The organism is Thermococcus sp. (genome assembly GCF_026988555.1).
GTDB lineage: Archaea > Methanobacteriota_B > Thermococci > Thermococcales > Thermococcaceae > Thermococcus.
Map to the genome: position 1 here is coordinate 1 of NZ_JALSLB010000048.1, position 12,178 is coordinate 12,178.

The window sequence follows — 12,178 nt, forward strand, 5'->3', positions numbered from 1 at the left end:
CTCTGGTTCTGACCGTAGTCCTAATTCTTGGACTGCTCAGCGCAGCCTACAACGGAAACCTGAATTCCAATTTTGTTCTCACGTGGGCACTTCTTCTCGGTATCGTCTGGCTACTAACGGTGGGCAAAACATCTGGTAAGGGGGGACGTTGATGCTAGAGGAATATGTGTCAGGCATCTTATTTGGAATTTCCCTATGGCTGATAACGTCGGGACTTATTTTATACTTTAAGACCCCAAAGACTTTCTCGTTTGTAATCCGGAAAAGTGGCTTGGAAGTGGTTCCCAAAAACGAACTTCCCGACGAAGTTAGGGAATACAAACGTAGACTGGAAGAATCCCTCCGCCAAAAACTCATTGAAAAGAGCAGGAAGGAAGCGAGAAACCGACTCTTGGCTGGAGTGTTTCTGCTTGTGGCTACAGTTTTATTCAACCTCTTTGGTGGTATTCCATGATGCGAAACATAGCAAAACTCTGTATCTTCCTTTTTATTGCCCTTTCGATGGCTTATGGCTTTTATACTAGCAGGTTGTTTCCTTTAACCGTTGGCATAGGACTGCTCGCAATCCTCGAAGTCTCGATAAGAATCAGAACATACCTGATTTCCTCTCCAAAATTAGACAGGGGTGATTTATCGTGAAGTATATCGTCGTTAAGAGGTTTAAAAGTGTGGAAGAAGCCGAGGAGTTTCTCAGTAGTAACAACAGAAGGCATCCCTATGGGCTGTTAACACTCACCTCCTTCCTGCTGGGAAGCTTTGTCTTGTCCCGGCTTTCGCTGGATAACAGCACCAAGAACGTCTTACTCCTCATCTGGGGTGTTCTGGTCTTTGTCCTGCTCCCTAAGCTCTTGGATAAAAAATAATGAATAGAGAGCGGTCAGCTTTTGACCCTCTCAATCCCTATCTTCGCCTGGACCTCCGGCCACTCGACGACGTAGCCCTTGGCCTCCTCAAAGCGAACCTCAACCGCTCTCGTCTCCTTCTTCACGTGGTCTAGGTTCTCTTTGAGTAACTCGCGGTTCTCTTCGCTCGTCTCTATGGTTACGACGATTCTGTCGTTGACGTCCAGATCAAGCCTCTTCCTCATCTCCTGTATCCTTCTCACGAACTCCCTCGCGAGGCCCTCCGATAAAAGCTCCCTCGTGAGTGTCTTGTCGATGAACACCCTTCCGCCCTCGAACTCTTCGCTGACAAAGAAGTCAGGCAGTTTCTCCTCGATTGTCAAGTGCTCCCTTGTGAGGTGGAAGGTCTTTCCTTCGAGCTCGACGTCCATCTCACCGGCCTCATAGAGCTCCATTCCGTGCTCGTTTATCCACGCTATCACGAGCTTGGCATCGCCCTTGAACTCTGGACCAACTTTCGCGAAGTTGGGCTTTATGACGAGCTCGCGCTCGACCCTTCCAACCACAACTTCCTTGGCGTTGAGCTGGTCGCGGAGTATTCTGTTGAGCCTCTCGACGGCTTTTGCAACGGTCTCGTCCTCCGTCTCGACGATTATCCTCCTGACCGGGTAGCGGAGCTTTATCTTGGCCCTCTGCCTCGCTGAAGAGCCGGCCTCGACTATCCTCCTGACGTACTCCATCTCCCTCTCAAGCTCCTCGTCCCTTGCCCCCTCATCGGCCTTGGGCCAGTCGAGCATATGGACGCTCTCAACGCCAAGGAACGGCCTCAGCATGTTCCCGTATATCTCCTCCGCTATGTACGGGGTAAACGGTGCCATAAGCCTCAGCAGGACGTTGAATACCTTCCAGACGGTGTAGTAGGCGGCGAGCTTGTCAGGGTCGTCGCCCTCGACCCACATGCGCTTCCTTATCAGGCGCACGTACCACCTGCTCAGATCCTCGACGACGAAGTGGTATATCGCCCTGGTGGCCCTTGTGAGCCTGAAGGTCTCAATTCCCTCGGTGACTTCTCCGATGAGCCCGTTGGCCCTGCTGAGTATCCACTTATCTTCTTCCCTGAAGGGAAGCTCCTCCGACTTGAGCTTGGTAGGGTCGAAGCTGTCGAGGCTCATGTAGGTCGCGCTGAGGACGTAGACGTTCCAGAGTATGTTGAGCATCCTCTTTACCTGTGCCAGTCCCTTCCAGCTGAAGCGCAGGTTCTCCCAGGGGTTCGTCGCCCAGAGCATGTAGAACCTAAAGGGGTCCCTTCCCTCCTTCTGGACGACCTCCTCCGGCCTTATGATGTTGCCGAGGCTCTTGCTCATCTTGTCGCCCTTCTCGTCGAGGACGTAGCCGTGCATCGCCACGTGCCTGTAGGGGACTGTGTCAAAGGCTATAACGCTGGCGGCCTGCTGGGAGTAGAACCACTTGGTGACCTGATCCTCGCCCTCGACTATGAAGTCGGCCGGCCAGAGCTTCCTGAAGTTCTCCTCCGTTCTCGGGTAGTCCAGCGAAGCCCAGCTCGCTATTCCGCTGTCAAACCAGACGTCAACGACGTCCTTGACGCGGCGCATCTCCTTGCCGTTGACCTTTATGATGAATACATCGACGTAGGGCCTGTGCAAATCTTCAGGGCCGATCTTCTCCTCTATGACCTTGAGCTTCTCCTCATAGCTCTCGGGAAGCTCTATCCTCTCGCCGTTCACCTCTATCGCAACGGCGAGTTCGACTAACTCCTTGAAGGAGCCAACGACGTGTATCTCGCCGTCCTCGCTCTGCCATATGGGGAGCGGTATGCCCCAGTACCTCTGCCTGCTTATGACCCAGTCGCCTGAGTTCATGACGCCGTTGTCGTAGCGCACCTTGACCCAGTCAGGATACCAGGTGACCTTCTCGTCGTTCTCCTTGATTATCTTGTCCTTGACCTTGCTGACCTTGAGGAACCACTGGTCGGTGGCGCGGAATATGAGCGGGGTCTTACAGCGCCAGCAGTGCGGGTACTTGTGCTCTATCGTTCCGGCCTTCACGAGGTAGCCCTTCTCGCGAAGGTGCTCTATTATCTCCGGATCGGCGTCCTTGACATAGGTTCCCTTCCAGTAGCCCTCCGTGTAGCGTCCCTCGTCGTCGACCGGGCTGTAAACAGGGAGCCCGTACTCCCTTCCGACCTCGTAGTCCTCCTCACCGTGGCCAGGGGCGGTGTGTACCAGACCGGTACCGTCCTCGAGCGTCACGTGTTCACCGAGTATAACGCGGTGTGCCCACTCGTACCTCTCGTGGAACTCCCTCTGCGCCGGATACTCGTCCATGAGGACGTGGACGTAGCGCACTCCTTCGAGCTCCTCTCCCTTGAACTCCTCGACTATCTCGCCCTTAACACCGATCTCGGCAAGAACGTGCTCGACGAGGGCCTTCGCTATTATCCAGTACTCCTCTCCGTTCTCGGTTTCAACCCTGACCTTGGCGTAGTCATACTCCGGGTGAACGGTAACCGCTAAGTTTGCCGGGAGCGTCCAGGGCGTGGTCGTCCAGATGAGGAGGTACTCGTTCTCCTTCCCCTCAACCGGGAACTTGACGTATATGCTCGGGTCCTCCCTTATCTTGTACTCGCCGCGGACTTCGTGCTCCGCTAAAGCGGTCTCACACCTCGGGCACCAGTGGAGGACGCGCTTGTCCTTCTCCAGAAGTCCTTTCTCATGGGCCCTCTTGAGCGTGAACCAGCCTGATTCTATGTACTCGTTCTTTATCGTCATGTAGGGGTTGTCCCAGTCCATCCAGACACCGAGCTGCCTGAACTGTCCGGTCATTACCTTGAGGTTGTTGAGGGCGAACTCCTTGCACTTCTTGATGAAGTTGTCGACGCCTATCTCCGTCTCGATGTCCTTCTTGGTCTTGAGGCCGAGGGCCTGCTCGACCTTGACCTCTATCGGGAGGCCGTGCATGTCGAAGCCAGGTTGCCTTCTCACGTTGTAACCCTGCATCGTCCTGAACCTTATCACGGTGTCCTTGATTATCTTGTTCCAGGCTGTACCGAGGTGTATTGCACCGCTGACGTACGGGGGCCCGTCGAGGAAGTAGTACTTCGGGCCGTTCTGGCGCAGAGATTTCACCTTTCCGTAGGTGCCCCCCTCTTCCCAAAAGCGTTCGACCTTCTCCTCAAGTTTTTCTGGGGAGTACTCCCTAAGCTCTGGCTCTTTTATCATGTTAAAACCTCCCTGTGGTTTTTGGGTTGATGGTCACGACTAACTAACTCAGAACAGAATTCAAGCCTCGAAACGGGCGAAGCGAAGGATAAAACACTCCCCCCTCATGGGCATCGGGCAGAGTTGGGGAATTTCCTTATAAGGTTTTGGGTGGGACCTTGCCCCCTGCTCTCTTTTTTTAGGGCATGTTTCACATAGTGTGAGTTAGCAGTTTGAGGGTGTCGTCTTGTGGTTCTCCTGCCTCTCCCAATCCTGCCAGATGGCGTTGGCTATGCCGTAGAACTCCGGAATGTTGTCCAGTCCGGGATCCCCGACGTTTATGACCTCCTTTCCGAGGTACCTGCAGCGCTTCTCCTTGTTCTCCTTCGAGAACTCCTTGGTTCTCTCCTTGATGTACACGTGCACCATCGTCACCACCCCCGTACGTTTTGATCTTTAGATTTTATTAACCTTCTGTTATTAAATATGGGGGTAACCTTATAAACCTCACATTCGATATCCGTCTAAACCTTATCATGATGGTGAAATTGTATGGGTCCCCTCACCTACCTGCTCCTCTCGTTCGCCCTCGTTGTGGTGCTCCTCCGCCTAAAGGTCAACATAGGGGTTTCCATTTTTGCCGGGTCGGTGTTTCTGGGCGTTCTCTTTGGATTGACACCGTGGGGGCTTCTGAAGGCATTTTATGTCTCAACGACTTCCTGGACCACAGTAAGACTCATACTCATAATCGCGGCCATAATGGCCCTCACAAGCGTCTTCTCCCAGACGGGATACCTAAAGATGATGGAGGCCGCCGTCGGGGACCTTTTTCCCAATGAGAAGTACTCCCTTGCGGCGCTTCCTGCGCTGATAGGCCTCATGCCGATGCCTGCGGGTGCCCTGGTTTCGGCTCCGATGATCGATGGGGTGGCGAACGAGTTTGGGATCTCCCCCGAGGATAGAACCCTGATAAACTACTGGTTCAGGCACGTGTGGGAGCATTCGTGGCCTATGTATCAGGCGATAATCATAGCTTCCGCCATCCTTGGGATATCCGTCCGGGAGATAAGCAGCAGAATGTTCCCGCTGACCCTTATAATGATAGTCGTTGGGTACTTCCTCCTCTTGAGGCCCATAGATGCTCCAAGGAATGATAGGGGGGATCTCAGGCGGGGGGCCATTCTCTTCCTCAGGAGCACGTACCCCATTCTGGTCATAGTAGTGATCTCGATAGTACTGGGGTACGATATGGTCTACAGTGCATTTCTGGGTTTTCTTTCGGCTCTGTTACCGCACTTTAGGAACGTTAAGAAGGTGGAGGTGCTGAAACACGCCCTTCAGCCGAAGATAGTTTTTCTTCTCCTTTCCGTCATGTACTTCAAAGAGCTCCTCTCCGTCACGGGTGCCATCGGGGCCCTTCCCAGGACGATTCTTGGACTGAACTTTCCGGTGGTGTTCGTCATAGTCCTCACGCCCTTCGTCGTTGGCCTTATAACCGGGATAAGCTTTGCGTACGTTGGTATGACGTTCCCGCTCCTGCTGCCTTTTTTCACCGACTTCAAGTGGGTGGCGCTGGCCTACCTGAGCGGTTACATGGGAATGCTCTTCAGCCCGGTTCATCTGTGCCTCGTTTTCTCCGCCGAGTACTATAGGGCGGAGCTGGGGAAGGTTTACAGGGTCATGCTCGTCCCCGCGCTCGTTCTCTTCCTGCTGGGTCTTGCTTATATATTCTTGGTGCTCTGACCTGTTTCGGTTCTGGTCTAGGTCACAGGGGTTTGGCGGGTTCCGCCGCGGGGGAGCCTTTTCGTATCTCGTTCCATATTCCCGCCATTATCAGGGCGGCCCCGATGTATCCCTTTAGGGACAGGACCTCTCTGAGGGCTATTAACGAGACTACGGATGCGAATATTGGTTCGGAGGAGTATATCAGGGCGGCCCTGTACGCTGGAACAAAGCGCTGGTAGCGTAGCTGTAGTGTGAACGTCAGCGCAGTTGCGAACACCACCAGGTATATTATCCCACCCCACGCCGCGGGGGCCGTCGGGATAACGGGTTTCTCCATGAGGACAGAGACCGCGGTGGAAAGCACGAAGTTCCAGAATATCTGCCAGAAGGTTAAGCTCAGGTAGTCGTGTCCCCTGAACGACTCGACTAGAACTATCTGAAAGGCGAAGCTCAGGGCCGAGACGACCGTCAGGGCATCCCCGTGGTTGAGGTGAATGGTTGCCCCGGATATGAGGTACAGACCGGTGAGCGCGATCCCGAGGGAGAGGGTGTCCCTCGCCCTGACCCTCTCATGGAGGAGGAAATACGCCACAAAGGGTGTGAAGACCACGTATAGAGAGGTTATAAAGGCTGAATTGGACGGGCTGGTGTACTCCAGGCCGACTATCTGGAAGCCGTGGCCGAAGAAGAGCGTGATACCCAGGATGAGTCCGGGCTTTAGACTTTCCCTTTTTACGAGTCTTCCCCGGAATATGGCGAACATCAGGATGGATGCAAGCCCGAATCTGTAAGCTAGGAACAGAAACGGGGGCAGGCTCTCAAGCCCTACCTTCATGACGGCGAACGTGCTCCCCCATATCGCCGTGATGCCAACGAGTATTAATTCTTCCCGCCGCATGGTGCATGAGAGTCCCGGGAAAATAAAAGCTTATTCCCCGGGTCCGTTGATGCACTCCATGTTCATCGCGAGGAGTATCTCGACGAAACCGGTTTCCAGGTTTTCCCTTATCTTCCCCGCAAGCGGTTTAAACTCCTCGGGGGTGAGTGGTCTTTTGTTCTTCAACCATTTGATTTTTCCGTCGTTCTTATCAAGTACTATTATCTCTCCTTCCGTGAGGAGGGGAACGTAATTCATTTTTACCCCGTACAGTTCCTCTGCAAAGGCCAGCTTCGCCCTCATGAGTTCGAGGTAGTTGGCCAGGTCTTCACCCAAAATATGCCTGAATTCGTGCTCCATTCTCCCACCGTTCTGGTTTCAATGTACATACTTATTAACTTATCGGGCATATATGGGTATGAATGCACGGGGGAAAGGTCAATAAGCGGTTCGCGTTTATCACTTACGGTGAGTTGCATGCAGATGAAGAGGGCCTATCACTTCCATGCGTATCAACCCGGCGATATAATCCGCATCCACGATGGGTCTGGGTGGGACCCGATAAAGTACTCAGAGAGGCTCAGCCCGGTCTCCCTCAGGATAAGGGATACGGACGTTAAGGGTCGGAACTGGACCCGGGCTGTGATTAAGGCGTATGAGCACACGAACGAGGTCTTGGGGCGCTTGAAGGAGAAGAGTATAAGTGTTGACTTTGAGCCTTTTACCCTCTACATGATCCTCCGCTACAAACCGAGGATATACGGCGAGATTGTGGAGCTGCTCGGTGGCCATGTGGAAACCGTTCCTACTCCCCCATTTCATCCCATCATGCCCCACCTGGGTAAGTTTGACCAGGAGGTTCTTGCAAGGGTTTCTTTTGATTTTTATCAGCCTTTCCTGGGAGGATCCGGGGTGGTGGGGTACTGGCTTCCTGAGGCAGTCATAACGAGGGAAACCGCCGGCATCGTGGCGAGATCAAGTGGTGCCGAGGTCGTCTTTCTCCTCGATGAAAGGCAGTTCGTGGGGCTTAACCTCCCTCAGGCGAAGTTCTCCTGCAACACCTACAAGTGCGATGGGGGGCTGGCCTACGTCTTCGGCAGGGACCACCAGCTCAGCGATGCCTTTGCCTTCAACACTCTGGACGTGGATGGTCTCGTTAGGGCCGTCGTTGAGGGCAGGGTGGACGTCTTCAAGGAGAACGCAGGGATACCCTATTTGGTCTATTTGGCCAGCGACTTGGAAGCCCTTCTGTCCAATCCAGCGCAGCTTGACAGGTTCCTTGGCTGGATGGGGGGCCTGGAGGGGAGGGGCGTTGAGGGCGTCAGCGTGCCTGACTTCGTTAGAAAGAAAAAGGGTGGGGAGTACGATTGCCTGGAGGGGGAGTGCAGCGATCACTTCCGGATAAACGTTAAGGACTACTCGAGCTGGAGCGACTACTACGACCTGAGTCTCGACGGCAGAACAGGGGACATGAGATGGCTCGGCATGCGCAGAGAGGATGGGAGGGTCATCGGCCGTTCCCATGGGGGTAAGAAGGTTTCTCAGCTCTGGAAGTATGCCTTCACGAAGCTCTTCCGTGAGCTCAACAGGGCCGTTAGGTTCGGTGTTATCGACATGATAAAGCGTTATTCTCCAGAAACCGGGAAGGGGGACGTTATGGACTTTCTGGTCCGCTACGCCAGGGTCTTCTTCAGGGAGCACTACGAGTACTTCGACATGGAAACCGGTGTTGACTACGTTGTGGAGCCTTTGGGGGACGTTGACCCGACCCTTGCGATGAAGCTGGGGAGGGTGTACTACATCATGCTCCTCGCCAACCACTCCTGTCCGCGCTTCTGGGAGAACATCGATACGCGCGTGACCTTTGGGAACGTTGCGGCGATAAGCAAAGCTCTTATTGAACTGATGGAGGTCTACATGAGGGAGGGACTCGGTGAGAGGGCCAACTTCTTCCTCTTCGAGTACATGAAACTCCTGGCCTTTCCCCAGCTCTACTACGACTACGATCTCTACAGGCTTCAGGGGGTCGAGGGCTGGGAGACGACTGAGAGGGCGTGGTTTGATTCCCTGAGGAGTGAGGTTCCGAACAGTCCCTACAACGTCGTTACGCGGGCGGCCCTGTACACTGGCAAGGAGGCCCTTCCGGATGAGGTCAAGACGGCCCTGGGTATACTCTACGACTTTGAGGGGGCGGTGGCCGATACTGGTCACGTTCCCGGCGAGGCTCACGGGAGCTGGGAGAACGTTGAATGGTGCGAGCACAGGGAGTGAGCTCTCAGCCTTTCAGTCCCCATTTTTTCCTGCTCAGGAGCAGGTAGGCTTCTTCCTCCATTTTCTTCGGTACGTAGTCCACCAGGAGACTTGCGCCCCTCACGCTCTCCCGTATCCCCCTTCCTGTGGAAACCTGATTCTTCCTGAGCAACGCTTCGATGACCTCGGTTATGCTCTGCTCGACGTTTTTTTCCGCGTACAGCCTCTTTCCGACAATCCACACCCGTTTGTTTTTTCTGTAGAAATTTTGCCCCCTCTCCGTGAAGAACTCGGGGCCGGGCTCCACTTTTACCCTTGCCCTGACCACACTGTCCGTTTCGAGCATGATGAACGCCGTCCCTCTGGAGTAGCCCGTGTTCCACGCTAGGACCCTAAAGCCCTCCCTGGATAGGGCTTTCTCAAGTCCCCTCGCGCTCCTCTCAAGCTGGGGGAGGAGGAGGTCGTCTACCATCTCTGGCTTTTTGAAGACCAGCGTCACGAGGTGGGTTCCTTTTCTCCTGAGTTCGGAGAGGTAGTTTCCTCTTTTCTGGCGTCCCGGGAAGAAGAACTCCTCAGACGGATTCTCAAGGAATTTATGTGCCTTGAAGTAGAAAACCCCGTATTTTTCCCAGCTCAGGTTCGCCGCGACGTTCCTCCTTGGGTCGACGGGGTCGATTACTATCAGGGGCCTGTCAGCCTCAGCCTCACGCCTGACGGTTTTCATGGCCATCTCATGCTCCCGCTTGAGCCAGTTTCCGGGGTCTATTATCTTCTGTTTCAGCATGAAGTCCGCATTCTCGAGGGTTTTGATGAATGAGCCGTACCTGATGACGAGAATCTCGGCGAGGTATCCTGAAAAGCCCCGGATGTATATCTCGCTCCCGTAGGCGTTTATCCCCTTCAAAAAGCGCTTGAGGAGCCGCACTTCGTCGTTCCTGCCCTGGAGGTTCTCAAGGATCCAGCGGTTGTGGAGTACCGAGCGGTCAACGGCCGTTCTAACGTCACTCCAGCTTTTCACGTCGTAGCAGGGGACTAGGTCAACCTTCACACCTCTGTAACGCGCCCTCACGTAGGGGTGCTCGGCGTAGGCGATTTCATGTGAGTCGAGCTTCTCCGCTATGGCCTTCCCAAGATTTAGACCTTCCTCGCGGAGCTTCTCCAGTGGGACATCGAGGGGAAAAGCCAGAAACAGGTCAACGTCGTGGTCTCCCGCCAAGTAGGTATCTTTGGCGAGCGAGCCGACGAAGTGGGGCTTAACGTCGAGCCCCATGCTTTCGATGGTATTCTCCGCTATGCTCTCTAGTTCATCCATCAGACCCTCCAAAAAGACCCTTTCCTCGTCCGTCGGATGTATTTGCTGGAGAACGCTCTGAAGCACGACCTCGACGTCCATTTTACACCTCACTCCGCGAGTTCAAACCTCGCAACGGTCTCGTAGATGGGCCCCTTCGGCGTAAGTGTGCTCTTCTTCAGGTCTACAGCCTCGACATCGAACTCCCCGAAGTCCTCGTTCGCCAAATCCTTCAGTGCCATCGCCAGCTTGACCTTATCTCTGACAAACTTCACCCTGCCGATGGTTATGTGGGCAACAAAGTCCTTGTCCTTCTTGAAGCCGAGCCTCCTCATCTCGCGCTCGACGTCATTCGCTATAGCCGTTATCTCCTTGTCGTTCTCTATTCCGGCCCAGATTACGCGAACGTAGTTCGGGTTCGGGAAGACTCCTATACCTTTAACGCGAACGCGGTGCTTTTTGTGCCTCCTCGCTATCTCCGCGAGGGCCTTCTTGACCTCCTCCGCTAAAGCTTCGTCAATTTCGCCGAGGAACTTAAGCGTGACATGGAGGTTTTCGGACTCGACGAACTTTATCTTGGCAGACTTGTTACCTACCCTCTCCTGGGCCTTTATGAGGTTGTCGCGGACTTCGTCGCTAACCTCAATTGCTATGAACGCCCTCATACCACCACCGAGGAAAGTTGGGGGAGGGGGTTAAAGGGATTTCGAATTCTTGAAAATGAACTCTTCACCCTCCTAAGAGCCACATCAGGATGAACGTTATTACTCCGATTTCCCACATGGTATCCAGTGGTAGCCCTTCCAAACGTTTTGACTTTGTGTGCTTTAGGACAAATACAATTAAAATAAAAGAAAGATTAGGAAATCCAAAATTGTCCTGTAGTTCATTTTCCCACCTCTGGCTTAACTTTCGTTTTGGAGTCAAGGAAAAATTAATAATGGCGGTAACTGAGCCATAAACCAAAAAGAATCGCCCCAAAAAACAAGGCGATAGCAGCCCACATCTGCTTAGTATGGTCTTTTGTCCGTAATCCCAATATTCCGAAAGCAAGGGAATAAATGAAAAAGAAAACTCCAACGAGTACATCCATCGTGTTTGCGTTCAAGGGCATCACCTTAGTTATGCCATATTATTGTCTGTCCCAGCACGTACTCCACGTAGATACCCTTATGACCACCTAATGCATCTATCGTATAAATAACTGTCGCGCTGGCCATCAATGCTGCTGCCGCTATAAGGGCAATGCCTGCAGGAACCCCAGTATAAATTAAATATGCTGCTATCGCACCAGCTGTGGCTGACCCCTTCTCCAATATACTAACGATATCTTGTGTTTCCTGTTCAGTGAATACAACTTTCCATCCCCACCAGTGGTGCTCAAATGATGCGTCTGGATGTATCATGCCTCCTTTGAACGGAGCTGTGGAGACGGGCCGGTAATAGGTTGTTCTTTTGAAGGGCTGGGACAATTCTTGTATCTCACTCTTATTGTAACTGTAAGTCTGGGATCTGCCATCCGTTACGGTTTTAACCACAACATTGTTTTCAGTGGTCTTTATAACCTGAGAGAGGCTTATGGATTTCCCATCGTAGATGCCCACTATTGATCCCTTGGGAGTATGTATGGTGAATGCATAGTATGAACTGGCCTTATAGCCCTGAATATTTTCAATAGAAATCTCAGTTCTTGGTATTCCCAAGGCCGGGAGTTCATCTGAGACTATGGACAGTATCTTTGATTTGTCTGTTTTAGATAGAGGGGATACTCGGAGCTGAATTGGTGTGTACTGGTTTTTTGAAACCACAGCGGTTGCGCTTGCACTTCCTGCGGTCACTCCGACCATCAGCAGTCCCAGCAGGACTGCCAACAGGGGCTTCCACCGCAAGTGGTCCACCTCCATGGGTTGTCTGCACTCAATACTGTGCAACTTTCCCTTATAAATTTTCCGTTTACTCTAAGTAAGATTTCTTC

Annotated in this window: 11 protein-coding genes; 4 read left to right on the plus strand and 7 right to left on the minus strand. The window is 53.1% G+C overall.

Annotated elements, in window-relative coordinates; all coding sequences use genetic code 11:
- Positions 1-151 precede the first annotated feature (151 nt).
- Both MVK60_RS07050 and MVK60_RS07055 read left to right on the plus strand, forming a co-directional pair.
- The gene (locus tag MVK60_RS07050; protein ID WP_297437877.1) at positions 152-454 is read left to right on the plus strand and encodes a hypothetical protein; all 303 of its coding nucleotides are present in this window, start codon (positions 152-154) and stop codon (positions 452-454) included.
- Positions 455-635: 181 nt separating this feature from the next.
- The gene (locus MVK60_RS07055; protein WP_297437878.1) at positions 636-863 is read left to right on the plus strand and encodes a hypothetical protein; all 228 of its coding nucleotides are present in this window, start codon (positions 636-638) and stop codon (positions 861-863) included.
- A gap of 14 nt (positions 864-877) precedes the next feature.
- On the opposite strand, the gene ileS is transcribed toward MVK60_RS07055, so the two are convergent.
- Positions 878-4,081 carry an isoleucine--tRNA ligase gene (gene ileS / locus MVK60_RS07060; RefSeq protein WP_297437880.1) on the minus strand — a complete coding sequence of 1,068 codons (3,204 nt, stop codon included), beginning with the start codon at positions 4,079-4,081 and terminating at the stop codon, positions 878-880.
- A 204-nt stretch (positions 4,082-4,285) separates the two neighbouring features.
- Positions 4,286-4,495, minus strand: coding sequence for a hypothetical protein (locus MVK60_RS07065; RefSeq protein WP_297437896.1), 210 nt, complete (start codon positions 4,493-4,495; stop codon positions 4,286-4,288).
- Between the two features lie 117 nt (positions 4,496-4,612).
- Between MVK60_RS07065 and MVK60_RS07070 the strand changes: the two genes are divergently transcribed.
- Positions 4,613-5,803, plus strand: coding sequence for a TIGR00529 family membrane protein (locus MVK60_RS07070; RefSeq protein WP_297437882.1), 1,191 nt, complete (start codon positions 4,613-4,615; stop codon positions 5,801-5,803).
- A gap of 22 nt (positions 5,804-5,825) precedes the next feature.
- Here the strand turns inward: MVK60_RS07070 and MVK60_RS07075 are convergent, their stop codons facing one another.
- Together MVK60_RS07075 and MVK60_RS07080 are read right to left on the minus strand one after the other, a co-directional pair.
- Positions 5,826-6,683 (minus strand): DMT family transporter, encoded by an 858-nt coding sequence (locus MVK60_RS07075; protein WP_297437884.1) that lies wholly within the window; start codon positions 6,681-6,683, stop codon positions 5,826-5,828.
- 30 nt (positions 6,684-6,713) lie between these two features.
- Complete coding sequence (locus MVK60_RS07080; RefSeq protein ID WP_297437886.1) at positions 6,714-7,022, minus strand: hypothetical protein; 309 nt, start codon at positions 7,020-7,022, stop codon at positions 6,714-6,716.
- 117 nt (positions 7,023-7,139) lie between these two features.
- Here MVK60_RS07080 and MVK60_RS07085 point away from each other — a divergent pair, with 117 nt between their 5' ends.
- Positions 7,140-8,933 (plus strand): glycoside hydrolase, encoded by a 1,794-nt coding sequence (locus tag MVK60_RS07085; protein ID WP_297437888.1) that lies wholly within the window; start codon positions 7,140-7,142, stop codon positions 8,931-8,933.
- A gap of 4 nt (positions 8,934-8,937) precedes the next feature.
- Here MVK60_RS07085 and cca read toward each other — a convergent pair whose 3' ends face one another.
- The 3 genes from cca to MVK60_RS07100 form a co-directional block, all read right to left on the minus strand.
- Positions 8,938-10,305, minus strand: a complete 1,368-nt coding sequence (cca, locus tag MVK60_RS07090) for a CCA tRNA nucleotidyltransferase (RefSeq protein ID WP_297437894.1) — start codon at positions 10,303-10,305, stop codon at positions 8,938-8,940.
- 8 nt (positions 10,306-10,313) lie between these two features.
- The gene (gene thpR / locus MVK60_RS07095) at positions 10,314-10,868 is read right to left on the minus strand and encodes an RNA 2',3'-cyclic phosphodiesterase (RefSeq protein WP_297437889.1); all 555 of its coding nucleotides are present in this window, start codon (positions 10,866-10,868) and stop codon (positions 10,314-10,316) included.
- A gap of 453 nt (positions 10,869-11,321) precedes the next feature.
- Positions 11,322-12,092 (minus strand): hypothetical protein, encoded by a 771-nt coding sequence (locus MVK60_RS07100; RefSeq protein ID WP_297437892.1) that lies wholly within the window; start codon positions 12,090-12,092, stop codon positions 11,322-11,324.
- Positions 12,093-12,178 lie beyond the last annotated feature (86 nt).